At 54.3% G+C, this 24,876-nt stretch carries 20 protein-coding genes; 11 read left to right on the plus strand and 9 right to left on the minus strand.

Annotated elements, in window-relative coordinates:
- Positions 1–11: 11 nt before the first annotated feature.
- The 4 genes from hslV to priA form a co-directional block, all read right to left on the minus strand.
- Positions 12–542, minus strand: coding sequence for an ATP-dependent protease subunit HslV (hslV, locus tag ACO0U8_RS22775; RefSeq protein ID WP_056774599.1), 531 nt, complete (start codon positions 540–542; stop codon positions 12–14).
- Between the two features lie 115 nt (positions 543–657).
- Positions 658–1,611, minus strand: coding sequence for a cell division protein FtsN (ftsN, locus tag ACO0U8_RS22780; protein ID WP_072158084.1), 954 nt, complete (start codon positions 1,609–1,611; stop codon positions 658–660).
- A gap of 102 nt (positions 1,612–1,713) precedes the next feature.
- Positions 1,714–2,742, minus strand: a complete 1,029-nt coding sequence (gene cytR, locus ACO0U8_RS22785) for a DNA-binding transcriptional regulator CytR (RefSeq protein WP_056774605.1) — start codon at positions 2,740–2,742, stop codon at positions 1,714–1,716.
- Between the two features lie 194 nt (positions 2,743–2,936).
- Positions 2,937–5,132 carry a primosomal protein N' gene (gene priA, locus ACO0U8_RS22790; protein WP_421671664.1) on the minus strand — a complete coding sequence of 732 codons (2,196 nt, stop codon included), beginning with the start codon at positions 5,130–5,132 and terminating at the stop codon, positions 2,937–2,939.
- Between the two features lie 202 nt (positions 5,133–5,334).
- On the opposite strand from priA, the gene rpmE reads away from it, so the two are divergent.
- On the plus strand, positions 5,335–5,547 hold the full coding sequence (gene rpmE / locus ACO0U8_RS22795; protein ID WP_072158085.1) for a 50S ribosomal protein L31: 213 nt from the start codon (positions 5,335–5,337) through the stop codon (positions 5,545–5,547).
- A 168-nt stretch (positions 5,548–5,715) separates the two neighbouring features.
- On the opposite strand, the gene metJ is transcribed toward rpmE, so the two are convergent.
- Positions 5,716–6,033 (minus strand): met regulon transcriptional regulator MetJ, encoded by a 318-nt coding sequence (gene metJ, locus ACO0U8_RS22800; protein WP_004392248.1) that lies wholly within the window; start codon positions 6,031–6,033, stop codon positions 5,716–5,718.
- A gap of 339 nt (positions 6,034–6,372) precedes the next feature.
- On the opposite strand from metJ, the gene metB reads away from it, so the two are divergent.
- The 3 genes from metB (at position 6,373) to metF (ending at position 11,127) form a co-directional block, all read left to right on the plus strand.
- Complete coding sequence (metB, locus tag ACO0U8_RS22805; protein ID WP_217203029.1) at positions 6,373–7,533, plus strand: cystathionine gamma-synthase; 1,161 nt, start codon at positions 6,373–6,375, stop codon at positions 7,531–7,533.
- Positions 7,534–7,535: 2 nt separating this feature from the next.
- Positions 7,536–9,971: a bifunctional aspartate kinase/homoserine dehydrogenase II gene (locus tag ACO0U8_RS22810; protein ID WP_056774613.1), complete on the plus strand. Its 2,436-nt coding sequence runs from the start codon at positions 7,536–7,538 to the stop codon at positions 9,969–9,971.
- A 247-nt stretch (positions 9,972–10,218) separates the two neighbouring features.
- The gene (gene metF, locus ACO0U8_RS22815) at positions 10,219–11,127 is read left to right on the plus strand and encodes a methylenetetrahydrofolate reductase (RefSeq protein WP_056774615.1); all 909 of its coding nucleotides are present in this window, start codon (positions 10,219–10,221) and stop codon (positions 11,125–11,127) included.
- A gap of 73 nt (positions 11,128–11,200) precedes the next feature.
- On the opposite strand, the gene ppc is transcribed toward metF, so the two are convergent.
- Together ppc and argE are read right to left on the minus strand one after the other, a co-directional pair.
- On the minus strand, positions 11,201–13,846 hold the full coding sequence (gene ppc / locus ACO0U8_RS22820) for a phosphoenolpyruvate carboxylase (RefSeq protein WP_122097076.1): 2,646 nt from the start codon (positions 13,844–13,846) through the stop codon (positions 11,201–11,203).
- A 301-nt stretch (positions 13,847–14,147) separates the two neighbouring features.
- Complete coding sequence (gene argE, locus ACO0U8_RS22825; RefSeq protein WP_072158086.1) at positions 14,148–15,299, minus strand: acetylornithine deacetylase; 1,152 nt, start codon at positions 15,297–15,299, stop codon at positions 14,148–14,150.
- A gap of 224 nt (positions 15,300–15,523) precedes the next feature.
- On the opposite strand from argE, the gene argC reads away from it, so the two are divergent.
- The 4 genes from argC to argH all read left to right on the plus strand — a co-directional run bounded on the left by argC (position 15,524) and on the right by argH (position 20,167).
- A complete protein-coding gene (argC, locus tag ACO0U8_RS22830; RefSeq protein WP_421671665.1) occupies positions 15,524–16,528 on the plus strand; it encodes an N-acetyl-gamma-glutamyl-phosphate reductase in 1,005 nt (334 codons plus the stop codon).
- A gap of 131 nt (positions 16,529–16,659) precedes the next feature.
- Entirely contained in the window at positions 16,660–17,433 is a 774-nt protein-coding gene (gene argB, locus ACO0U8_RS22835; protein WP_056774627.1) for an acetylglutamate kinase, read from the plus strand.
- 59 nt (positions 17,434–17,492) lie between these two features.
- Complete coding sequence (locus ACO0U8_RS22840) at positions 17,493–18,716, plus strand: argininosuccinate synthase (RefSeq protein ID WP_056774630.1); 1,224 nt, start codon at positions 17,493–17,495, stop codon at positions 18,714–18,716.
- Between the two features lie 74 nt (positions 18,717–18,790).
- A complete protein-coding gene (gene argH, locus ACO0U8_RS22845; protein ID WP_056774633.1) occupies positions 18,791–20,167 on the plus strand; it encodes an argininosuccinate lyase in 1,377 nt (458 codons plus the stop codon).
- Positions 20,168–20,313: 146 nt separating this feature from the next.
- On the opposite strand, the gene ACO0U8_RS22850 is transcribed toward argH, so the two are convergent.
- Complete coding sequence (locus ACO0U8_RS22850; protein WP_056774638.1) at positions 20,314–21,075, minus strand: glutathione peroxidase; 762 nt, start codon at positions 21,073–21,075, stop codon at positions 20,314–20,316.
- 160 nt (positions 21,076–21,235) lie between these two features.
- Between ACO0U8_RS22850 and oxyR the strand changes: the two genes are divergently transcribed.
- On the plus strand, positions 21,236–22,159 hold the full coding sequence (oxyR, locus tag ACO0U8_RS22855; RefSeq protein WP_056774641.1) for a DNA-binding transcriptional regulator OxyR: 924 nt from the start codon (positions 21,236–21,238) through the stop codon (positions 22,157–22,159).
- On the opposite strand, the gene sthA is transcribed toward oxyR, so the two are convergent.
- Positions 22,142–23,542, minus strand: coding sequence for a Si-specific NAD(P)(+) transhydrogenase (gene sthA, locus ACO0U8_RS22860; RefSeq protein WP_056774645.1), 1,401 nt, complete (start codon positions 23,540–23,542; stop codon positions 22,142–22,144). The genes oxyR and sthA overlap by 18 nt on opposite strands.
- 212 nt (positions 23,543–23,754) lie before the next feature.
- Here sthA and fabR point away from each other — a divergent pair, with 212 nt between their 5' ends.
- Together fabR and ACO0U8_RS22870 are read left to right on the plus strand one after the other, a co-directional pair.
- Positions 23,755–24,423 (plus strand): HTH-type transcriptional repressor FabR, encoded by a 669-nt coding sequence (gene fabR, locus ACO0U8_RS22865; protein WP_056774650.1) that lies wholly within the window; start codon positions 23,755–23,757, stop codon positions 24,421–24,423.
- Positions 24,407–24,763 (plus strand): YijD family membrane protein, encoded by a 357-nt coding sequence (locus ACO0U8_RS22870; RefSeq protein ID WP_056774653.1) that lies wholly within the window; start codon positions 24,407–24,409, stop codon positions 24,761–24,763. The genes fabR and ACO0U8_RS22870 overlap by 17 nt, the downstream gene beginning before the upstream one ends.
- Positions 24,764–24,876: the final 113 nt, after the last annotated feature.

A 24,876-nucleotide genomic window follows, 5' to 3' on the forward strand; every position in this document is an offset into this window, starting at 1 on the left:
ATTTTCGATCCTTACGCTTTAGAAGACAATTCTTCGATGGTGTGGAATTGGTTGGTGTAGATGCAGATGTCACCGGCGATACTCAGCGATTTTTCCACGATGTCGCGGGCGCCCAGCTCTGAATTTTCCAGCAGTGCGCGGGCTGCTGCCTGTGCATACGGGCCACCGGAACCAATGGCGATCAGATCGTTTTCTGGCTGAATAACATCACCGTTGCCGCTGATGATAAGCGACGCGTTTTCATCGGCGACGGCCAGCAGCGCTTCGAGACGGCGCAGCATACGGTCGGTACGCCAGTCTTTCGCCAGTTCTACGGCCGCTTTCACCAGATGACCCTGATGCATCTCCAGCTTACGCTCGAACAGCTCAAACAGCGTGAACGCATCCGCTGTACCGCCAGCAAAGCCCGCGATCACTTTATCGTTATACAGGCGACGTACTTTTTTGACGTTGCCCTTCATGACGGTATTTCCCAATGTGGCCTGGCCATCACCACCGATAACGACCTTGCCGTTTCGGCGTACACTTACAATTGTTGTCACGAGCGGTTCCTCGTTGCAGACGGGAAAGATCCCCGCAGGCTTGTGGGACACGCTGGGTGTCTCACAAGCTTACGAGGCATATTGAAAGTATAGATTGGGGAAGGATTACGGGTTTTCAACCCCCGGTTGCGAGGGGAATGCAACCGGAGATGCCTGCGTTCTTCAGGCGGGCTAAGGTGCTGTCGGCACCGGAACGATTGTTATAAGGGCCGATCACCACACGATTCCAGCCACCGCCGGTCGTGATACGGCCTTCAAAACCTTCAAAGGCCAGCTTCGCGCGCTGAGATTCTGCCTGCTCGGTGCCGTGGAAAGAACCGCACTGAACCATAAAGCGCTGGGTCTTTTCCTGCTCTTTAGGTTTCTCCGGCGTCACCTGTGTGATGGCGGCCGGTTGCTGTGTTTTAGGCTGTTCTTTCACGGTTTCTTTCGGCACAGGTTTAGGTTTCTGCTGTACCGGTTGTGTCTGAGCCTGAGCCTGCGGTGCGCGTACTGGCTGCGTTTGCGGCGTGTACGCAGGTTGTTGCTGAACCTGGCGTGGCTGAGTCTGCACCGGCTGCTGCTGTGCATAGGTCGGTTGCTGCTGCTGTTGCTGAACCTGACGCTGCGCAGGTGCCGTCGGCGTACGCGTGACCTGATTTGGATCGTTATACGGCACTTCAGACAGCTGTGTCGGCGTCTGGCGCATATCGGCCTGCATTTGCTCAAGCAACTGGCGCTGTTCCGGCGTCAGCTGAGTTTTGGATTCCACCTGACCACCCGCCGTCGGTTCTGTCGGCGTGGTCACACCCATCTGGCGGTTTTCCAGTTCTTTAATATAACGCCAGCGTTCTTCAGGCTTAGGAGGCAATCCGTTACCCGGACGGACAGGATGCGTTGGCACCACGACCGCTTCTTCATGCTTATTGTGAGCAATAAAATAGAGGCCACCGACAAACACCACCAGCACCGCAACGGCTAACACCACCATGGTTTTGGAGATCGTTGTGGAATTGCGTTTTTTACTCCGGCTGGTACTTTTCCGCCGCGCTCCTGAGCGCCCACGGCTTACATAGTCTTTCTGTGCCACTATCGTTTCGCTGTGTCGTGATGATTAAAGAAGAAGTGCGTCATGTTACTTAACCCTGAACATTTACTGAAATTAAAACTTCATGGTGGGATAAAAAATGACTCACGCTTTGGGCGCCGCGGTACTTTCACGCACGATGAGTTCGCTGTCGAGCAGCAGTGAACCGTTTTGTACCGGATTTCCCTGCAACTGCTCGAGTAATAATAACATGGCCTGACGACCCAGCTGGAACCTTGGCTGCGCCACGGTGGTCAGCGGAGGATCGGTGAACTGGCTGGCCTTGATGTCATCGAAGCCGACAATCGACAGATCTTGCGGAATACGCAGCCCCATTTTCTTTGCCTGGAACATGGCGCCAATCGCCATCACATCGTTGTGACAGAAAATCGCCGTCGGCGGTGTCGGCAGTGACATCAGCTCTGTCAGCGCCAGCGCGCCTGATTCATAGCTGAAATCACCATGAACGGTCAGAGCGCTCTCAACGCTCATGCCATTACGACGCAACGCCTGAATATAACCTTGTGAACGGTACTGGCACAGCGGCATATGTTTCGGCCCGGCGATACAGGCAATTCGCTGATGACCCAGTTTCAGAAGGTAATGTACGGCTTCAAATGCGGCAGTCAGGTTATCAATGTGAACGGTCGGCAGTTCAAGTTCCGGGGCAAATTCATTGGCCATCACCATCGGCGGCAAATTTCGCTGTTCTTCTTTACTGGCATCGAAAGGTAAATCCGAGCCGAGCAGCAGCATGCCGTCAATCTGTTTGGTGATGATCAGATTGATGAAGGTTTTTTCTTGCTGGTTCTGGTGAGCGCAATCGCCGATCAGCACCAGATAGCCACTTTGCGCGGCGGTGCGTTCGATCCCCTGGATCAAATCTGCAAAAAACGGATCGCAGATGTCCGGGACGATCACCAGAATGGTGCGTGATTCATTGCGTTTTAAATTGCGCGACATGGCATGGGGCGAATAGCCCACGGCCATGACGGCCTGATCCACTTTCTGACGGGTGGAAGCGGAAACTTTTTCCGGATTCATTAACGCGCGGGATACCGTTGCTGTTGAAACGCCTGCCTGTTCAGCCACATCTTTCATTGTCGCGGCGGGTAATTCTTTCTTGTGCTCCAACGCATCTCTCCTTGCAACTGCATCAAACGGACACGACAACATCAACATTCCTCACCTGCTACCCCTGCGTGCTGTGTAGCTCATCACATTCTAAACAGAATGTGAGTAGGATTTGTTACCTAATTTGCATTAAAAGTGTGATGCAGATGCTTTTTTTCGATCCACCCCGCAGAAAAACCGGGGCTACATGCGGATTAGCTGTCAATCGGATCCACATCCAGCGTCCATTTCACTTTTCTGGCCTGAGGAAGGCTGGCGATAAGTGGCTGAGAACTCTTGATCAGATGCTGTAAAACCCGGCGGGAAGGGTGCTGCAATAACAATTGCCAGCGGAAGCGTCCGTTACGTTTGGCGGCAAGCGCCGGAACCGGCCCCAAAATCCACAGCGAATCATCTTTCAGGGGGCTGGATTCCAGAAGATTACGTAACTGCTGGAGGAACAGCGCCGATTGCTGATTATCATGATCTTCAGAGCGAATCAGAATATGGCTGGTATAAGGCGGCAGGAAGACGCTTTTACGCTCAGCAAGCGTCTGCCGAGCAAATTCGTCGTAGCCTTTTTGCAACAGAACCAGCAACAGCGGGTGTTCAGGATGATGAGTTTGCAGCACCACTTCGCCCTGTTTGCCGGCGCGGCCTGCGCGTCCTGAAACCTGCGTATAGAGCTGGGCAAATCGCTCGGCAGAACGGAAATCCGCCGAGAACAGCGCGCCGTCGACGTCTAATAAAGACACCAGTGTGACGTCCGGGAAGTGATGCCCTTTCGCCAGCATTTGCGTACCGATAAGAATACGTGCTCCGCCGCGATGGATTTCATTCAGATGCAGTTCCAGCGAGCCTTTACGGCTGGTGGTATCGCGGTCGATACGTGTGATGGGGGTATCGGGAAAGAGCGGGGCCAGCTCATTTTCCAGCTGTTCCGTACCGACGCCCACCGAAACCAATTGCGTCGAGCCGCAGTGCGGGCACTGGTGCGGCACCGCACGCTGGCTGTCGCAATGGTGGCAGCGTAACTGCCGCTGGTTCTGGTGAATCGTGTAATAGTGGTCGCAGCGCTGACATTCGGCAATCCAGCCGCATTCATGGCACAGCAGGGCAGGCGCATAGCCACGGCGATTGAGAAACAGCATCACCTGATTATCGGCTTTCAGATGTTCATGCATCTTTTGGATCAGCGGCTGCGATAACCCGACTTTCAACTGCATTCCTTTCAGATCGAGCAAATTCTGGCGGGCGAGTTTGGCGTTACCGGCACGTTTGGTCAGTTTCAGCTGGCGATATTTCCCCAACTCGACGTTGTGCAACGTTTCCAGCGCCGGTGTGGCCGAGCCCATGATAATCGGAATATTTTCGGCATGGGCACGATACACCGCCAGATCACGGGCGTGATAGCGCCAGCCCTCCTGCTGCTTATAAGAGCTGTCGTGTTCTTCATCAATAATGATCACCCCGAGGCGGGCGAACGGCGTAAACAAAGAAGAACGCGTGCCGATGACGATCCCCGCTTCACCGTTACGTGCACGCAGCCAGACGGCAAGACGTTCGCTGTCATTGAGGCCGGAATGCAGGACATCAACCGGCGCACTGAAACGCTCCCTGAAGCGGGCAATAGTCTGCGGCGTCAGGCCGATTTCCGGCACCATCACCAGCGCCTGCCGGCCCTGTTCGAGAATATTTTCCAGCACGCTGAGATACACTTCGGTTTTGCCCGAACCCGTCACCCCGGCCAGCAGCCAGGCGGAAAACTGCTGATCTTCGCTGCGGATAGCACCGACGGCAGTGGCCTGCTCGGTGTTAAGCCGCAAACGCTCGCCCACGACTGAAAAATCTTTGCGCCAGTCCGCTGCATCGGGCGCGATACTGCGTAAATCGGTCAGCCCTTTGGCGCGCAATGCCTGCAACGCGGTATCCGTGAGATCAAGATCGGCGACCTGATGGCGATACACCGGCTTTTGCATCAGCGCGGCCATCGCCTGTTGCTGCTTTGGCGCACGTTTCAGGCTGTCGAGCGGGGTCGCGCGGCCTTGTTCAGTGGCAAACCACTGCCACAACGGCGTCAGTTCAGCGGGTTTTCCCTGGCGCAATAATACCGGCAGCGCGTGGAACAGCACTTCACCAATCGGAAAATGGTAATAGTCGGCAGCCCAGAACAGAATGCGCCACAGGTCGGGAGTAAAGAGGCTGGTACGGTCGAGGACCTCACGCACTGGTTTCAGCTTCTCCAGGCCAAACTCGCTGGAATCGCTGATCTTCGTGACAATGCCAATTGCATCGCGTTTACCAAAAGGCACACTGACCCGGCAACCCTGCGTGACCTGCATGTCGGGCGGCAATAAATAATCAAAAGTACGGGCAAGCGGAACAGGTAAAGCAACGTGGGCAACAGGCATTGGGGGTCCAGACTTTAAAAAAATGACGAGATAGTGTACACTGAGTCCTTCGAAATGCATGAACATGATTGCGCGGTTCTCAGAGATTCTGTATGATTCGCCGCCTTTGGTGCATTTCGTACTCAAAGCCTATCATCCACTACGCGTGGTGTCTGACGGAACAGGGTTGGATAGCGACGCGGCCTTAAGAAGAGGTTTTCCCATGAAACAAGGTATTCACCCTAAATACGTAGAAATTACTGCAAACTGCTCATGCGGTAATGTTATCAAAACTCACTCAACTGTGGGTCACGATCTGAACCTGGACGTTTGTGGCGAATGTCACCCGTTCTACACTGGTAAGCAACGTGAAGTCGCTACCGGTGGCCGTGTTGACCGCTTCAACAAGCGTTTCAGCATGCCAAGCAGCAAGTAATATTGCTGGCTTGAGAGCAAAAAAAGGCGCCGACGGCGCCTTTTTTGTTGCCTGCCGTTTCACTTCCCGCCAGACACATCTTCCTGATCACGACTCAGCGTTAATCATCACAGACACTGAAACCCGCACAATCGTCCGCACGGGCATGTTCAGCAGCGCTCAGCGCTATCAATATTCCCAGGTATCAGGATCCACACCCAGTTCACGCATCAGGATCTTCGCCGCTTCCGGGATTTCGTCACTGCGTTCTTTACGCAGGTCTTCGTCATTCGGTAAAGGCTGACCGGTAAAGGCGTGCAGGAAAGCCTCGCACAATAATTCACTGTTGGTCGCGTGACGCAGGTTATTCACCTGGCGACGAGTGCGTTCATCGGTGAGGATTTTGAGGACTTTCAGCGGAATGGATACCGTAATTTTCTTAACTTGTTCGCTTTTCTTACCGTGTTCAGCGTAAGGGCTGACATATTCGCCGTTCCACTCAGCCATGGGACACCTTAAATTTATCAAAAAATAAAATTCTGAAAACCCGGTGATTATGCCCGATTTTCACTGTTCTCACTAAATAAATGTCCGTATTTAACAGGGTTATCTCACGATTTTCCCCGTGGCATTCTTCATTTTGTCGCCTGACGCAGGGCCGTGACCGGTTACCTGTGCGTCCGGGATCGGCCAGACATTCGCATAACGCCATAATTTTAGCGGGTATTGCTCTGTTGCTCAATCTATACGCAAAGAAGTTTAGATGTCCAGATGTATTGACGTCTATAACTCCGGGCGTTACTCTTTGTCATCTCACCCTTCGCACATCGCAGGAAGAAAAAGACTATGACGCACAAGCAAGCCACCATTGCCGTGGGCAGTGGCCTGAACAATGATCAGCAATATGGTTGTGTAGTTCCGCCAATCTCGCTTTCCAGCACCTACAACTTTGAAGATTTCAATCAGCCAAGGGCCCACGATTATTCACGCCGCGGTAATCCGACGCGTGATATTGCGCAGCGTGCGCTGGCCGATCTGGAAGGCGGTGCGGGCGCGGTACTGACCAGCAGTGGCATGTCTGCGATTCATCTGGTGTGTACGGTCTTTTTGAAACCCGGCGATTTACTGCTGGCCCCGCACGATTGCTACGGCGGCAGTTACCGTTTGTTTGACAGCCTGAGCAAGCGCGGCGCGTATCGCGTGCTGTTTGTCGATCAGGGCGATCCGCAGGCGCTGGCTGACGCGCTGAAGGAAAAGCCGGCGCTGGTGCTGATCGAATCGCCAAGCAACCCGCTATTGCGTGTGGTGGATATCGAGGCTATTTGCGCCGCCTCGCACGCAGCGGGTGCGTTAACGGTGGTGGATAACACCTTCCTCAGCCCGGCCTTGCAGAACCCGTTGCAGCTTGGCGCGGATTTAGTCGTCCATTCTTGTACTAAATATCTTAACGGGCATTCTGATGTGGTCGCCGGTACGGTAATATCTAAGACCGCTGAACATGCGACTGAACTGGCCTGGTGGGCGAATAACATCGGCGTGACGGCAGCGGCCTTCGACAGTTATCTGTTGTTGCGTGGCCTGCGTACCTTAACGGTGCGCGTGAAGCAGCAGCAGGAAAATGCGCTGGCGATTGTTGCCTATTTACAGAAGCAAACGCAGGTCAAAAAGCTGTATCATCCGTCGCTGCCGGAAAACCAGGGGCATGATATTGCCCGCCGCCAGCAACGCGGTTTTGGTGCCATGATTAGTTTTGAATTTAACGGTGATGAGGCGCAGCTGCGTCATTTCCTGAAAGAATTGAAGTTATTTACCCTCGCAGAATCCTTGGGAGGTGTCGAAAGCCTGATTTCTCATACCGCAACCATGACGCACGCGGGTATGGCGCCCGAAGCGCGTAAAGCCGCCGGGATTTCTGACAGCTTGCTCCGAATTTCTGTAGGTCTTGAAGACAGTGAAGATTTGATTGCTGATCTGGAACACGCATTCCAGTCAGTGGCAACGAGGTAAGTATGAATGCAATAGCGGTCGCAGCACCGGCGGGAAGCCGGCAGTTGCACAAATTTGGTGGCAGCAGTCTGGCCGACGTGAAATGTTATCTGCGCGTCGCAGGCATTATGGCCGAATACGCCAAACCGGGCGACATGATGGTTGTCTCGGCGGCGGGCAGCACCACTAACCAGCTGATCAGCTGGCTGAAGCTTAGCCAGACCGACAGGATTTCCGCGCATCAGGTCCAGCAGACGTTGCGCCGTTATCAGAGTGATTTGATTTCCGGCCTGCTGCCGCCGGAAATGGCCGAGCCGCTTATTGCTTCATTTATTCACGATCTCGAACGTCTGGCCGTGCTGCTCGACGGCAAGATCACCGATGCGATTTATGCCGAAGTGGTCGGCCACGGTGAAATCTGGTCTGCCCGACTGATGTCTGCAGTCTTGTGCAAACTCGAATTACCGGCAGCCTGGCTGGACGCGCGCGAATTCCTGCGTGCCGAACGCGCCGCGCAACCGCAGGTGGATGAAGGCCGTTCTTATCCGTTGCTGCAACAGCTTCTTGCACAACATCCTCAGCAATATCTGGTGGTCACCGGTTTTATCTCGCGCAATGACGCGGGCGAAACCGTGCTGCTTGGCCGTAACGGCAGCGACTATTCCGCCACACAGATCGGTGCACTGGCCGATGCCAGCCGCGTGACCATCTGGAGTGACGTTGCCGGTGTGTACAGTGCTGACCCGCGTAAGGTCAAAGATGCCTGTCTGCTGCCGTTGCTGCGTCTGGACGAAGCCAGCGAACTGGCGCGACTGGCCGCTCCGGTGCTACACACCCGCACTTTGCAGCCCGTTTCCGGCAGTGATATCGATTTGCAGCTGCGTTGCAGCTACCAGCCTGAGCAGGGCTCGACGCGTATTGAACGCGTGCTGGCGTCCGGCACCGGCGCGAAGATTGTCACCAGCCATGATGATATTTGCCTTATCGAAGTAGCGATCCCTTCCGGTCATGATTTTGGTCTGGCGCACAAAGACGTCGAGCTGTTGCTCAAGCGTGCGCAGGTCAAGCCACTGTGTACCGGTGTGCATCCCGACCGTAATTTACTGCAACTGTGCTACACCTCCGAAGTGGCGGGCAGTGCATTGCAGGTGCTGGAAGAGGCGGCACTTCCGGGGCGTCTGACGCTGCGGGAAGGGCTGGCGCTGGTGGCGCTGGTCGGTGCGGGCGTGTGTAAAAATCCGCTGCACAGCCATCGTTTCTATCAGGAAATGAAAGATCAGCCGGTCGAATTTATCTGGCAGGCCGAAGACGGCATCAGCCTGGTGGCTGTTCTGCGCGTCGGTCCGACGGCGCACCTGATTCAGGGGCTGCACAAAACGCTGTTCCGCGCTGAAAAACAAATCGGTCTGATGCTGTTTGGTAAAGGCAATATCGGTTCGCGCTGGCTGGAGCTGTTTGCCCGTGAGCAAAAGAACATTTCCGCGCGCAGCGGTTTTGAATTTGTGCTGGCCGGTGTGGTGGACAGTAAACGCAGCCTGCTCAATTACGAAGGTCTTGACGCCAGTCGCGCGCTGGCCTTCTTTGATGATGAATCTCAGGCACACGATGAAGAGTCGCTGTTCCTGTGGATGCGTGCGCACCCTTATGACGATCTGGTGGTGCTGGATGTGACAGCCAGCGCTGAACTGGCGGATCAGTATCTCGATTTCGCCAGCTACGGTTTCCACGTGATCAGCGCCAATAAGCTGGCGGGTGCGTCTGACAGCAATAAATACCGTCAGATCCGTGATGCGTTTTCCAAAACTGACAGCCATTGGTTGTACAACGCCACCGTCGGCGCGGGTTTACCGGTCAACCATACGGTGCGTGATTTACGCGAAAGCGGCGACAGTATTCTGGCGATCAGCGGCATTTTCTCCGGCACGTTATCCTGGTTGTTCCTGCAATTTGACGGCACGCTGCCTTTCACTGAACTGGTGGATTTGGCGTGGCAGCAGGGGCTGACCGAGCCGGATCCGCGCGATGATTTATCCGGGCAGGACGTCATGCGCAAGCTGGTGATTCTGGCGCGTGAGGCGGGATATGACATCGAGCCGACGCAGGTTCGCGTTGAATCTCTGGTCCCGGCAGATTGTGCCACCGGCTCAGTCGATCAGTTCTTTGAAGATGGCGAGGCGCTGAATCAGCAGATGTTGCAGCGTCTGGAAGCCGCCCGTGAAATGGGGCTGGTGCTGCGCTACGTGGCGCGTTTCGATGCTAACGGCAAAGCACGCGTCGGCGTTGAAGCCGTGCGTGAAGACCATCCGCTGGCGTCTCTGCTGCCGTGCGATAACGTCTTTGCCATCGAAAGCCGCTGGTATCGCGACAATCCTCTGGTCATCCGCGGGCCGGGTGCCGGGCGTGATGTAACCGCAGGTGCGTTACAGTCAGACCTTAACCGCCTGACGCAACTTCTGTAATCCTTTGCTGCTTCCCCTCTCTGGAGGGGAAGCAGTGAAAAACCTCCACTTTTCCTCATCTTCCCCACAGCACCTTTTCACCAAAGTGAAATTCTTTCAGTTTGCGTGAAGATTAATCATCCTCTGCCATCATTTTAACGTTGACACCTTGTCCGCTTTCCGTCATTTTCTATCTATACGTTTAGACGTCCAAACGTCTATCATAACGAACCATAATAAAAACGCAGTGATCCATGAGGTAGTGTTTATGAGCTTTTTCCACGCAAACCAGCGCGAAGCGCTGAATCAAAACCTGGCAGAGTTGCAGGGTCAGATTAACGTCTCTTTCGAATTTTTCCCGCCACGAACCAGCGAGATGGAAGACACGTTGTGGAGCTCAATCGACCGCCTGAGCAGCCTCAAACCTAAGTTTGTTTCGGTGACTTACGGGGCAAACTCCGGTGAGCGCGACCGCACGCACAGCATCATCAAAGGCATTAAAGAACGCACCGGTCTGGAAGCGGCGCCGCACCTGACCTGTATTGATGCCAGCCGTGATGAACTGCGCCAGATTGCGCAGGATTACTGGCAGAGCGGTATCCGCCATATTGTGGCGCTGCGCGGGGATTTACCTGCTGGCGGCGGCAAGCCGGACATGTACGCGACCGATCTGGTGCATTTGCTGAAAGAAGTCGGCGACTTTGATATCTCCGTCGCGGCTTATCCGGAAGTGCATCCCGAAGCCAAAAACGCGCAGTCTGATCTGATTAACCTGAAACGTAAAATTGACGCCGGTGCAAACCGCGCCATTACCCAGTTCTTTTTCGACGTGGAAAGTTACCTGCGTTTTCGCGACCGCTGCGCCGGGCAGGGCATTGATGTGGAGATCGTGCCGGGGATCCTGCCGGTTTCCAACTTCAAACAGCTGACCCGCTTTGCCACCATGACTAACGTGCGCGTGCCTCACTGGATGAACAGCATGTTTGAAGGGCTGGATGACGATGCCGAAACCCGCAAAATGGTCGGCGCGAATATCGCGATGGACATGGTAAAAATCCTCAGCCGCGAAGGGGTGAAAGACTTCCACTTCTATACCCTGAACCGTGCAGAAATGAGTTACGCGATTTGTCATACGCTGGGTGTGCGCCCTGAAGTGGCCGTACCGGTTCGCGCTTAATCTTTTTACCCTGAACTGAATACAAAAAAACCCGCGAATTCGCGGGTTTTTGCTTTCCTGCTTTTAGCAGCAACTAACCGGTATTACGCATACCTGCGGCCACGCCGGCAATTGTCACCATCAATGCCTGTTCGATGTTCGCATCCTGCTTGCCGTCTTTTTCCAGCTCGCGGGAACGGTGCAGCAGTTCAGCCTGCAGCACGTTCAGCGGATCGGTATAGACGTTACGCAGGGCGATAGATTCGGCAATCCACGGCAAATCTTCCATCAGATGATCGTCGTTGGAAATCGCCAGAATCACTTTGATGTCGCTGGCTAACTGATCACGCAATTGCTGACCGAGCGGCCACAACTCTTTTTCCACCAGGCGGTGATCGTAGTATTCGGCCAGCCACAGGTCAGCTTTCGCAAACACCATTTCCAGCATCCCGATACGGGTGGAGAAGAACGGCCAGTCGCGGCACATGGTTTCCAGCTCATCACGTTTCCCGCCATCCACCACGGCCTGTAAACCGGCACCTGCGCCCAGCCAGGCTGGCAGCATCAGACGGTTTTGTGTCCAGGCGAAGATCCACGGAATGGCACGCAGGCTTTCAACGCCGCCGCTGGCTTTACGTTTCGCCGGGCGTGAACCCAGTGGCAGTTTCGCCAGTTCCTGCTCAGGCGTGGCGGCGCGGAAGTAAGGCACGAAGTCTTTGTTCTCACGCACGTAACCGCGGTACATCTTGCAGGAGACGTCAGACAGTTGCTCCATGATATCCACCCAGGCTTGTTTTGGCTCAGGCGGTGGCAACAGGTTGGCTTCCAGGATCGCAGAGGTATAAAGCGCCAGGCTGCTGATGGTGACTTCTGGCAAACCGAATTTGAAGCGGATCATTTCGCCTTGTTCGGTCACGCGCAGGCCGCCTTTCAGGCTGCCCGGAGGCTGAGACAGCAACGCTGCCTGTGCCGGTGCACCGCCACGGCCGATAGAACCGCCGCGTCCGTGGAACAGGGTCAGTGCGATACCGGCTTTTTCGCAGGTTTTGATCAGTGCATCCTGCGCGCGGTATTGCGCCCATGATGCCGCCATCACGCCCGCGTCTTTTGCGGAGTCGGAATAGCCAATCATCACCATCTGTTTGCCCTGAATGAAACCGCGATACCAGTCGATGCTCAGCAACTGCTTCATCACGTCGTCGGCGTTATTCAGGTCGTCGAGCGTTTCGAACAGCGGCGCGACAGGCATCGGGAACGGGCAACCGGCTTCTTTCAGCAGCAGATGCACCGCCAGCACGTCAGACGGCGTGCGCGCCATTGAGATGACATACGCCGCAATCGAGCCTTCCGGCGCTTCGGCGATGACCTGACAGGTATCCAGCACTTCTTTGGTATCGGCGCTCGGTTCCCAGTGACGCGGGACCAGCGGGCGCTGCGAATTCAGTTCGCGGATCAGGAAAGCCTGTTTGTCAGACTCCGACCAGCTCTCGTAATCGCCGAGCCCCAGATAACGGGTAATTTCGGCAATCGCATCGGTATGACGTGTACTTTCCTGACGCACGTCGATACGCACTAGCGGTACGCCGAAGCAGCGCACGCGGCGCAGGGTGTCCAGCAACTGACCGTTAGCGATAATGCCCATGTTGCAGGCCTGCAGCGACTGATAGCAGGCGTACAGCGGCGCCCACAGCTGGTCGTTTTTCACCAGTAAATCGTGCGGACGCGTGACACGTTCGCCTTTCAGGCGTGCTTCCAGATAGACCTGAGTTGAGGTCAGCTGCGCGCGCAACTGCTTCATGATTTCACGGTACGGCTCAATGATATCTTTGCCGCCAGCCAGCTCGCGCAGCTCTGGCGTACATTCGGTCATCGACAGTTCCGACACCAGCACTGCGATGTCGCGCAGGAACAGGTCAGTGGCTTTCCAGCGGCTCAGCAGCAGAACGTGGCGGGTGATATCCGCGGTAACGTTCGGATTACCGTCGCGGTCACCCCCCATCCAGGAAGTGAAACGCACCGGCACGGCTTCCACCGGCATTTTATAATCCAGTGAGGTTTCCAGCTGTTCGTTCAGCTCGCGCAGGAACGCCGGAACGCCTTCCCACAGGCTGTTTTCGACCACCGCAAAACCCCATTTCGCTTCATCAACCGGAGAAGGGCGGTTCTTGCGGATTTCGTCGGTGTGCCATGACTGCGCAATCAGCTGACGCAGGCGGCGCATAATTTGTTTACGTTCGTAATCGGCCAGATCGTTGTGGTCGAGCTGTTTGAGGCAGTTATTCACTTCGACCAGTTTGTGGATCAGCGTACGGCGGGCGATTTCGGTCGGGTGCGCGGTCAGAACCAGTTCAATAGAAAGCTGGTCAACGGCATCGCGTAATTGCTGGTCAGAGAGATTCCTGGATTTCAGACGATCGAACAACAGCGCCAGCGCTTCAGGATTACTGGCGGCTTCGCCGTGCGGCGAAATGCTGTGATATTGCTCTGCCACGTTGGCTAAATTCAGGAACTGACTGAATGCACGGGCAACCGGTAACAATTCATCATTAGAAAGATTTTGCAGCGTTGACAGTAATTCCTGACGATCCGCTTCGTTTCCGGCGCGGGAGGATTTCGACAGTTTACGGATTTGCTCAACGCGATCGAGGATATGTTCTCCCAACGTATCTTTGATCGTATCGCCCAGCAGTTTACCTAACGTACTGACATTACTTCGCATTGCGGAATATTGTTCGTTCATATCACCTCTGACCCGTTCTCTCGTTTAATTTTTATATTCTGTAAATAACTTTCACCCGTCAGGCATTCTTGCCCCGTTCACCCTGCCAACCTGGCCACACTTTTTAAAAGCAGCACTTGTTTTAACCCAAAAACCCCCGATCACTCACGTGAAAAATGGTCTTTTTGGCAATGTCGCTGAAATTTAATTACATCAGCGACGATATCAGTTTGGCTAATCCACGTTTGCTGACCTGATTTGTACAGTAGCAAAGGGCGCCCCTGAGCGCCCTGATTGTTTGTTCATCAACCCTGATTCAGGATCAGTGATAACAGAAGTGATGCACAACCTGAGTGATCAACTCGCGTGTCGGTTTAATGAACGCGGTATCGATATATTCATCTGGCTGATGTGCCTGATCGATTGAACCCGGACCCAGCACCAGCGTCGGGCACAGCTCCTGAATAAAGGGAGCTTCCGTGCAGTAGTTAACGATTTCGGTTTCCACGCCCAGCAACTTCTCAACCACCTGCACCAGCGGATGATCTGGCGGGCATTCATATCCCGGGATCGGCGGATGCAGTTCCTCAACAACCAGACGACCGGGCCAGCGCTGACTCACCGGCTCCAGCGCCTCATTTAGCAGGCCGTTGATTTCGGACAGCGTCAGGCCGGGTAACGGACGGATATCCATATGCATTTCGCAGCAGGCGCAAATACGGTTTGGCGCATCGCCGCCGTTGATGTAACCAAAATTCATGGTCGGGTACGGGATCACGAAACCACTGTGGTTGTAACGCGTTTTCAGGGTATTGCGCAGGGTCATTAAATGGGTAATCGACTCATGCATCAGTTCAATCGCGTTCACGCCGCGCGCCGGATCGCTGGAATGACCGGACTGGCCGGTGATACGAATGGCGTTTGATAAATGCCCTTTGTGCGCACGAACGGGCTTGAGTGACGTCGGTTCGCCGATGATGGCGCAGTCAGGACGGATTTTGGCATTTTTGGAAAAATAGCTCGCACCGGCCATGGTCGTTTCTTCATCGGCGGTCGCTAAGATATACAGCGGTTTAGTCAGTTTGGTGAGATCGACGTCGCGCAGTGAATCGAGGATAAAGGCGAAGAAACCTTTCATATCGGCGGTACCCAAACCGTAGAGCTTATTTTCATGCTCGGTCAGGGTGAAAGGATCGCGCGTCCAGCGGCCATCATCAAACGGCACGGTGTCTGTATGACCGGCCAGCAGTAAACCGCCAGCGCCTTCGCCAGTGCTGGCTAACATATTGAATTTGTTTCGGGTTCCCGGAACAGGTTGCACTTCAACCTTAAAGCCTAAATCGCCGAACCAGCCTGCCAGTAAGTTGATTAGCGTTTCATTGCTCTGGTCCAAAGCCGCATCGGTTGCGCTGATGGAAGGGGTTGCGATTAACGCCCGGTAGAGCTCAATAAAAGGAGGTAATTTCATCTTCACTGTTGACAGCCTTTAGTTAGGGTAGTATTCATATTCATGCAATAATTGTGAATAAAAATACAATAAGCCAGCGCGTAAGGAAACCGGAAAAAATTCCGCGTTAGTCAAAACGACACGGCTGAATCTCGCGGGTGAGCGGCGTACAACGCGGTGACCACCTGTTACCTGTTGAAGTCCCTGTATCGCAAAGCCATACAGATAAGTTGAGAAGGTGAACAGACCCTATGTTGAATACGCTGATTGTTGGTGCCACAGGCTATGCCGGAGCTGAACTCGCTGCTTACCTGAATCGCCACCCACATATGAACATAACCGGTTTAACGGTTTCAGCGCAAAGTGCAGATGCAGGAAAATTGCTTTCTGATTTGCATCCTCAATTAAAAGGTATTGTCGATCTGCCTGTTTTGCCGCTGACGGATGTTGCCGGTGCGGCAAAAGGTGTCGATGTCGTGTTTCTGGCGACCGCGCATGAAGTCAGCCACGATCTGGCGCCGCAGTTTCTGGCGGCCGGTTGTGTGGTGTTTGACCTGTCCGGGGCCTTTCGCGTCAGCAAACCTGAGTTTTACACCGAATTCTACGGCTTTGAGCATCAGCACCTCGATTTGCTCGACAGCGCCGTGTACGGCCTGGCCGAATGGCAGGCAGACAAACTGAAAGACGCGCAGCTGATTGCCGTGCCGGGTTGTTACCCGACGGCGTCACAGCTGGCGCTGAAACCACTTATCGAAAACGGTTTGCTCAATGACAGCCAGTGGCCGGTGATTAACGCGACCAGCGGCGTCAGCGGCGCAGGCCGTAAAGCCACGCTCGGCAACAGCTTCTGCGAAGTCAGCCTGCAACCTTACAAACTTTTCAGCCACCGTCATCAGCCTGAAATTGCAGAGCATCTCGGCGTGCCGGTCATTTTCACTCCGCATCTGGGTAACTTCCCGCGCGGTATTCTGGCGACCATCACCTGCCGTCTGAACGCGGGTGTGACGGAGCAGGACGTGGCGGAAGCCTTCCACAATGCGTATCACAATAAACCGCTGGTGCGTCTTTACACCAAAGGCGTTCCGGCGCTGAAAGACGTGGTCGGATTGCCGTTCTGTGACATTGGCTTTGCAGTGAAAGGTGAACATCTGATTGTGGTGGCGACGGAAGACAACGTGCTGAAAGGCGCGTCGGCGCAGGCGGTGCAGTGTATGAATATCCGTTTCGGTTTCCCTGAGACGCAATCACTGCTTTAACAATCAGTTAGATTGTCAGTAAACAGAAAACAACCGTCCCTGAGCGTTTATTCAGATGCGCAGGGATGTTAGATTAAATTAAACGTATTGTTATTAATTAACATAATCAACCGGTCGGGGCGTAAACAGCTATGAATCCGTTAGTCATCAAATTGGGTGGTGTGTTGCTGGATAATGAAGAAGCGCTTGAGCGTCTGTTCATGGCGGTCGTCGCTTATCGTCAGGAATATCAGCGCCCGCTGGTCATCGTCCACGGTGGCGGCTGCCTGGTGGATGAGCTGATGAAAAAGCTGAATCTACCGGTGGTAAAGAAGGCCGGTCTGCGCGTCACGCCAGCCGACCAGATTGATATTATTACCGGTGCACTCGCCGGGAGCGCCAACAAAACGCTGCTGGCGTGGGCGGTCAAAAATCACATTAACGCGGTCGGCCTGTCTCTGGCCGACGGCGGTACGGTCAGCGTGACCCAGCTGGATGAATCTCTGGGCTTCGTCGGTAAAGCCGAAGCGGGTAATCCGGCACTTATCACGACGCTGACCGACGCAGGCTATCTGCCGATTGTCAGCTCCATCGGCATCACCGCAACCGGTGAGCTGATGAACGTCAACGCCGACCAGGCGGCGACGGCGCTGGCCGCCACGCTGGGCGCAGATTTGATTCTGCTGTCAGACGTCAGCGGTATCCTCGACGGCAAAGGTCAGCGTATTCCTGAAATGAGCGCGGAACGTGCTGAACAGCTGATCGATCAGGGCATCATCACCGACGGCATGATCGTCAAAGTTCACGCTGCGCTGGACGCCGCACGTTCTCTCGGACGTCCGGTTGATATCGCCAGCTGGCGTCACGCCGAGCAATTGCCGGCACTGTTTAACGGCGTCGCGATCGGAACACGCATTCTGGCGTAGTTCACTATCGACACGTTTAAAACCCATTGGATTAATTGAATTTTTTGAAGGAAATCATCATGGCAGCAACTCAAGGCATTAAGAAAATTGTTCTGGCTTACTCCGGCGGTCTGGACACCTCAGCGATCATTCCATGGCTGAAAGAAAACTATGGCGACTGCGAAGTGGTCGCGTTCGTGGCTGATATCGGTCAGGAACGTGCCGATCTGGAAGGCATCGAACAAAAAGCGCTGCGTACCGGTGCATCTGAATGCCACGTGGTTGACCTGCGTGAAGAGTTCATCAAAGACTACGTGTATCCGGTGCTGAAATCCGGCGCACTGTACGAAGGCAGCTACCTGCTGGGGACGTCAATGGCGCGTCCGTTGATCGCCAAAGCTCAGGTTGAACTGGCGCTGAAAGTGGGTGCCGATGCCCTGTGCCACGGCGCGACCGGTAAAGGTAACGACCAGGTGCGTTTCGAAACGACGTACACCGCGCTGGCACCACAGCTGAAAGTGGTCGCTCCGTGGCGTGAGTGGGACTTACGTTCCCGTGAAGCGCTGCTGGATTACCTGAAAGAACGTAATATCCCGACCACCGCGTCTCTCGAAAAAATCTACAGCCGTGACGAAAACGCATGGCACATTTCCACCGAAGGCGGCGTGCTGGAAAGCCCGTGGAATGCAGCAAACAAAGATTGCTGGGCATGGACTGTTGCGCCGGAAGACGCACCGGATCAGGCTGAAACGGTGACCGTGAAAGTGGCTAAAGGTGAAGTTGTTGCCGTTAACGGCGTCGAACTGAGCCCGTTCCAGTGCCTTGAAGCGCTGAACGTACTGGGCGTGAAACACGGCATTGGCCGTATCGATATCGTGGAAAACCGTCTGGTGGGCATTAAATCCCGCGGTTGCTACGAAACGCCAGGAGGCACCATCATGATGGCTGCGCTGCGTGGCGTTGAGCAACTGGTGCTGGATCGCGACAGCTTCAAATGGCGTGAGCAGCTCGGCCACGAAATGTCCTACGTGGTGTACGATGGTCGCTGGTTCGCGCCGCTGCGTGAATCTATTCAGGCAGCCACGGATTCCCTGGCGCAAGACGTTAACGGTGAAGTGGTGATCAAACTCTACAAAGGCACTGCGACAGCGATTCAGAAACAATCGCCAAACAGCATGTATTCGGAAGAGTTCGCCACCTTCGGCGAAGACGAAGTGTACGATCACAGCCACGCGGGCGGCTTCATCCGTCTGTTCTCTCTGTCTTCACGCATTCGTGCTTTGAACGAAAAGAAAAAACAATAAGCGCAGGGTTTGTCGGATTGATAACAGGGCGCAGCATGCTGCGCCCTTTTGCATAACATTTCAGGAGCAGGAAAATGGCACTTTGGGGCGGACGTTTTACACAGGCAGCAGATCAACGGTTTAAAGAACTGAATGACTCACTGCGTTTTGACTACCGGCTGGCAGAGCAGGATATCGTGGGCTCAGTGGCCTGGTCCAAAGCACTGGTGACCGTCAACGTTTTAACGGCTGACGAGCAGATCCAGCTGGAAGACGCGCTGACTGTGCTGCTGGAAGAAGTCCGTGCCAATCCCCGCGCTATTTTAGCCAGTGATGCCGAAGACATTCACAGCTGGGTCGAAGGGAAACTGATCGACAAAGTCGGTAATCTTGGCAAAAAACTGCATACCGGCCGCAGCCGTAACGATCAGGTCGCGACCGACATCAAACTGTGGTGCAAAGCGCAGGTGGTTGAACTGGGCGAGGCGCTGCATCATTTACAGCAGGCGCTGGTCGCCACGGCAGAAGCCAATCAGGACGCCGTGATGCCGGGTTATACCCACCTGCAACGCGCCCAGCCGGTGACCTTTGCGCACTGGTGCATGGCGTACGTGGAAATGCTGGCGCGTGATGAAAGCCGCCTGAAAGATACCCTGACCCGTCTGGACGTCAGCCCGCTGGGTTGTGGCGCACTGGCGGGTACCGCCTATCCGATGGATCGCGAACAACTGGCTGGCTGGTTAGGTTTTGCATCAGCAACCCGTAACAGCCTCGACAGCGTGTCTGACCGCGACCACGTGCTGGAACTGCTTTCTAACGCGGCCATCAGCATGGTGCATCTTTCCCGTTTCGCCGAAGACCTGATCTTCTTCAACACCGGTGAAGCGGCGTTTATCGATTTGTCCGACCGCGTGACGTCGGGTTCCTCCCTGATGCCGCAGAAGAAAAACCCGGACGCGCTGGAACTGATCCGTGGCAAATGTGGCCGCGTGCAAGGCGCGCTGACCGGCATGATGATGACCATGAAAGGTCTGCCGCTGGCGTACAACAAAGACATGCAGGAAGATAAAGAAGGGCTGTTCGACGCGCTCGACACCTGGATGGATTGCCTGAACATGGCATCGCTGGTGCTGGACGGTATTCAGGTGAAACGCCCGCGTGCCAAAGAAGCTGCGCAGCAAGGCTATGCCAACTCCACCGAACTGGCGGATTATCTGGTCGCCAAAGGCGTTCCGTTCCGTGAGGCGCACCATATTGTGGGTGAAGCGGTCGTCGAAGCGATTCATCAGGGCAAAGCGCTGGAAGAATTGCCGCTGGCAGATTTGCAGAAATTCAGCAGCACGATCGGCGATGACGTTTACGCCATTCTCGAACTGCAATCCTGCCTCGACAAACGTGCCGCCAAAGGCGGTGTTTCTCCGCAGCAGGTCGCGCTGGCGATTGCTGATGCGAAAGCGCGTTTGGGCTTGTAAACCTGAGCATCTTCCCTTCTGAAGGGAAGATGCAATAAAAAAAGGCGGACCCAGGGTCCGCCGAAAGTTCACGTAGTCATACTTGCTTATTGTTGGTAATGCAGGGATTTCTTGTCTTACTTCTTACAATCAATGGCTGTCGAAAATTATTGTGCCACGGCACACACTTCTTCAGTTTCTGAATGGAGGTAAACCTCCAGGTCGTCACTTCCCCCGATGTGGCGTCCACCGATAAAGACTTGCGGCACTGTCGCACGGCCGGTCACGGCGCGCAGGCTGACGGTAGTGGCGTCTTTACCTAATACAATTTCTTCGTACTGAATACCGCGTTCCTGCAACATCTGTTTTGCTTTGGCACAGAACGGACAGCCCGGTTTAGTGAACACGGAGACGGATTCCTGCACTTTATATTCTGGTGCCAGGTATTTCAGCATGGTGTCAGCATCAGACACTTCAAACGGGTCGCCCGGTTTGTTTGGCTCAACGAACATTTTCTCGACCACGCCGTTACGAACCAGCATGGAATAACGCCATGAACGCGGACCGAAACCTAAATCGGCTTTCTCGACCAGCATGTTCATTCCTTTGGTGAATTCACCGTTACCGTCCGGAATGAAGGTAATGTTGGCGGCGCTTTGTTCCGCTTTCCACGCGTTCATCACAAAGGTGTCATTCACGGAAACGCACAGAATGCTGTCTACGCCGTGGCTTTTGAACACCGGAGCCAGTTCGTTGTAACGCGGCAGATGGCTGGAAGAACAGGTCGGGGTAAAGGCACCCGGCAGTGAAAAGAGAATCACTGTTTTATTTTTAAACAGCTCGTCAGTGGTGAGATCTACCCATTTGTCGCCCTGACGGGTATGAAAAGTAACGTGTGGAACCTGCTTCCCTTCCTGGCTTGCAAACATGAATAACCTCTTAATTAATCTATGAAATGGATAATTTTTACGGCGGTGCCGTTTCGATGGGGGGCATTATTAACGATTGTGGTTGATAGATATAATCGTTGGTTGCTATCTTATCTATCGTTAACGGCTATCGCATTGCCTATGAGGGATTGGGGGAAAAATGAACATTCGTGATTTAGAGTATCTGGTAGCACTGGCTGAGTTCCGCCACTTCCGCCGCGCCGCAGATTCCTGCCACGTCAGCCAGCCAACGCTGAGCGGGCAAATCCGTAAGCTTGAAGATGAGCTCGGCGTCATGTTGCTGGAAAGAACCAGCCGTAAAGTGCTGTTCACTCAGGCCGGTTTATTACTTGTCGATCAGGCCCGCACGGTCTTGCGTGAAGTGAAAGTGCTCAAAGAGATGGCGAGTCAGCAGGGGGAAGCGATGTCAGGGCCGATGCACATCGGTCTTATCCCGACTGTCGGGCCGTATCTGCTGCCGCAAATTATCCCTACCCTGCACAAAACCTTTCCAAAGCTGGAGATGTACCTGCACGAAGCGCAAACCCATCAGTTGCTGGCGCAACTCGACAGCGGGAAGCTCGACTGTGCCATTCTGGCGCTGGTAAAAGAGAGCGAAGCGTTTATCGAAGTGCCACTGTTTGACGAGCCGATGAAGCTGGCGATCTACGACGATCATCCGTGGGCATCCCGCGATCGCGTGGCGATGGCCGATCTGGCGGGTGAAAAATTGCTGATGCTGGAAGACGGCCACTGTCTGCGTGATCAGGCACTCGGATTCTGCTTCCAGGCGGGTGCCGATGAAGATACCCACTTCCGCGCCACCAGTCTGGAAACTCTGCGAAACATGGTGGCGGCAGGAAGCGGGATTACGCTGCTGCCTTCACTGGCCGTACCGCGTGAGCGCAGCCGTGATGGGGTGACTTATCTGACGTGTGACAAACCGGAACCGCGCCGAACGATTGCGCTGGTTTATCGTCCCGGTTCGCCACTGCGCGGGCGTTACGAACAGCTGGCCGAAGCCATTAAAGAACATATGCAGGCTTACTGGGATAGCGCCGCCGCGTTAAAAAAGGCGGTTTAATCCGTTAAGTGCTGCCACGCGATAGGCTTCTGCCATGGTCGGATAGTTGAAGGTAGTATTGACGAAATACTCGATAGTATTACCTTCGCCTTTCTGTTCCATGATGGCCTGTCCGATGTGGATGATTTCAGCCGCACGCTCACCGAAACAGTGAATACCAAGGATTTCCTTGGTTTCACGGTGGAACAGTAATTTCAGGCTGCCCACGTTCATCCCGGCGATTTGTGCACGGGCCAGATGTTTGAACTGTGCACGGCCTACTTCGTACGGCACTTTCATTGACGTCAGTTCCTGCTCGGTTTTACCCACCGAACTGATCTCCGGAATGGTGTAAATGCCGGTCGGAATGTTTTCGATCAGATGTACTTTGGCTTCGCCCTGGATCATCGCCTGTGCGGCAATGCGCCCCTGATCGTAAGCCGCGGAAGCCAGACTTGGGTAACCAATCACATCACCGACGGCATAAATATGCGACAGTGCGGTCTGATACATGCTGTTCACTTTCAGCAGACCACGACTGTCAGCTTCCAGACCGATGTTTTCCAGACCGAGCTTGTCGGTGTTGCCGGTGCGTCCGTTAGCGTAAAGCAGGGCGTCGGCTTTCACTTTCTTGCCGGATTTCAGGTGCATGATCACACCATCTTCCACGCCTTCAATCTTCTCGAACTCTTCGTTGTGGCGGATAACGACGCCGTTATTCCAGAAGTGATATGAAAGCGCGTCTGACATTTCCTGATCAAGGAATGACAGCAGGCGGTCACGGGTGTTGATCAGATCCACTTTGACGTTCAGACCGCGGAAGATCGACGCATATTCGCAGCCGATAACACCCGCACCGTAGATAATGACGTGGCGGGGCTCGTGGCTGAGTTCGAGGATTAAATCGCTGTCATAAATGCGAGGATGACCAAAATCGACGTTGGCCGGGCGGTAAGGGCGCGAGCCACAGGCGATGACGATGTTGTCAGCGGTAATCTGTTCATGCGTGCCGTCGGCGTAGCGGATGCTGATGGTATTGGCATCGACAAAACTGGCGTCGCCGGAAAACAGCTGGCACTGGTTTCTTTCATAGAAACCCTGTCGCATACGGGTTTGCTGGTTAATGACAGAATCCGCATGGCGCAAGATATCCGGGAAACTGGAGCTCATTGTGCGGGAATTATCGCTGTAGAGCGGATTTTGGTTAAATTCGATGATTCTGCTGACGGCGTGACGCAGTGCTTTGGAAGGGATGGTGCCCCAGTGTGTACAACCGCCACCGACGTTGTTATAGCGTTCGATGACAGCAACTCTGGCGCCTTGTTTAACCAGTCCCATCGCGGCGCCTTCTCCGCCAGGGCCTGAGCCAATGATGATGGCATCAAAATGTGAGTGCTGTTGCATTGTTCGAAACCTATTTTTATACAAAATCACAACGAGAAAGTAACATATTACACCTATTCACCCCACATGCGGTTGTCATTTAATGGGAATGTTGCAACATTCAGACCCACTTTATGCTGTGGTTTCTATGACTCGGACCGATAAAAATTTTGGTATAGTGAAACGAAATCGGGCGAACAACTAAAAAGAAGAACACTATCCGGATGAAGGTTATGGGAGTCAGAGCACAACAAAAAGAGCGTACGCGTCGCACGCTGATTGAGGCGGCTTTTAGCCAGCTCAGCGCCGAGCGTAGCTTTGCCAGTCTGAGTTTACGCGAGGTGTCGCGTGAAGCAGGCATTGCACCGACGTCCTTTTACCGGCACTTCCGGGATGTGGATGAGCTGGGGCTCACGATGGTCGATGAGAGCGGTCTGATGCTACGACAGCTGATGCGTCAGGCGCGTCAGCGTATCGCCAAGGGCGGCAGCGTGATCCGCACCTCTGTCTCCACGTTTATGGAGTTTATCGGCAACAACCCGAACGCCTTCCGTCTGTTACTGCGTGAACGTTCCGGGACGTCGTCGGCGTTTCGTGCCGCCGTCGCCCGTGAAATTCAGCATTTCATTGCGGAACTTGCCGACTATCTGCAACTCGAAAACCATATGCCGCGCAGTTTTACCGAAGCGCAGGCTGAAGCCATGGTCATCATCGTGTTTAACGCCGGTGCGGAAGCGCTGGATGTCGACCTCGCACAGCGCCGCCAGCTTGAAGAACGTCTGGTGCTGCAACTGCGAATGATTTCCAAAGGCGCATATTACTGGTATCGCCGTCAGCAGGAACGCACGGCGGTCACGTCGATTAATAAGACCCGAGGTAAAGAAGATGACCGAACAAGCTAACCAGGATAATGGCACTCTGGTTTTAGCATTGATTGCCGGGCTGTCGATCAGCGGCACGTTTGATGCATTGTTTAGCGCCGTCGTCGCGTTTTCGATTTTCCCGATTATTGCTCTGGTGTTAGCGGTGTACTGTTTGCACGTTCGCTATCACAAAGGTGAAATGCCGAAAGGGTTGCCGGTGCTGTCCGCGGCCTGTTTCCTGCTTGGCCTGCTGCTGTACAGCACAATCGTTCGTGCGGAATACCCTGAATTGGGTTCAAACTTTCTGCCGTCGCTTATCTGCGTTGTACTGGTATTCTGGATTGGGCTGAAGCTGAAAAAGCGCAAGTCATCGACGTAAACACCGCCACAGTTTCACCGTCTTTTAAGGCAATCCACGGATTGCCTTTTTATCTTTCACCTCGCGTCATTCCCTTTCCCGCCTGACAATTCCAGGCTCATTTAATGAACTGT

The sequence above is a fragment of the Rahnella sp. EDr1-12 genome (assembly GCF_049206505.1).
GTDB lineage: Bacteria > Pseudomonadota > Gammaproteobacteria > Enterobacterales > Enterobacteriaceae > Rahnella > Rahnella rivi.

Excerpts from the sequence above, each read along its gene's own strand:
- ACO0U8_RS22840 (WP_056774630.1), top strand. The coding sequence starts at position 17,493 with ATGGCAGCAACTCAAGGCATTAAGAAAATTGTTCTGGCTTACTCCGGC.
- ppc (WP_122097076.1), bottom strand. The coding sequence starts at position 13,846 with ATGAACGAACAATATTCCGCAATGCGAAGTAATGTCAGTACGTTAGGT.
- ACO0U8_RS22850 (WP_056774638.1), bottom strand. The coding sequence starts at position 21,075 with ATGTTTGCAAGCCAGGAAGGGAAGCAGGTTCCACACGTTACTTTTCAT.
- metB (WP_217203029.1), top strand. The coding sequence starts at position 6,373 with ATGACGCACAAGCAAGCCACCATTGCCGTGGGCAGTGGCCTGAACAAT.
- fabR (WP_056774650.1), top strand. The coding sequence starts at position 23,755 with ATGGGAGTCAGAGCACAACAAAAAGAGCGTACGCGTCGCACGCTGATT.
- ACO0U8_RS22810 (WP_056774613.1), top strand. The coding sequence starts at position 7,536 with ATGAATGCAATAGCGGTCGCAGCACCGGCGGGAAGCCGGCAGTTGCAC.
- ACO0U8_RS22870 (WP_056774653.1), top strand. The coding sequence starts at position 24,407 with ATGACCGAACAAGCTAACCAGGATAATGGCACTCTGGTTTTAGCATTG.
- oxyR (WP_056774641.1), top strand. The coding sequence starts at position 21,236 with ATGAACATTCGTGATTTAGAGTATCTGGTAGCACTGGCTGAGTTCCGC.
- sthA (WP_056774645.1), bottom strand. The coding sequence starts at position 23,542 with ATGCAACAGCACTCACATTTTGATGCCATCATCATTGGCTCAGGCCCT.
- metF (WP_056774615.1), top strand. The coding sequence starts at position 10,219 with ATGAGCTTTTTCCACGCAAACCAGCGCGAAGCGCTGAATCAAAACCTG.
- metJ (WP_004392248.1), bottom strand. The coding sequence starts at position 6,033 with ATGGCTGAGTGGAACGGCGAATATGTCAGCCCTTACGCTGAACACGGT.
- priA (WP_421671664.1), bottom strand. The coding sequence starts at position 5,132 with ATGCCTGTTGCCCACGTTGCTTTACCTGTTCCGCTTGCCCGTACTTTT.
- argB (WP_056774627.1), top strand. The coding sequence starts at position 16,660 with ATGAATCCGTTAGTCATCAAATTGGGTGGTGTGTTGCTGGATAATGAA.
- rpmE (WP_072158085.1), top strand. The coding sequence starts at position 5,335 with ATGAAACAAGGTATTCACCCTAAATACGTAGAAATTACTGCAAACTGC.
- argH (WP_056774633.1), top strand. The coding sequence starts at position 18,791 with ATGGCACTTTGGGGCGGACGTTTTACACAGGCAGCAGATCAACGGTTT.
- argC (WP_421671665.1), top strand. The coding sequence starts at position 15,524 with ATGTTGAATACGCTGATTGTTGGTGCCACAGGCTATGCCGGAGCTGAA.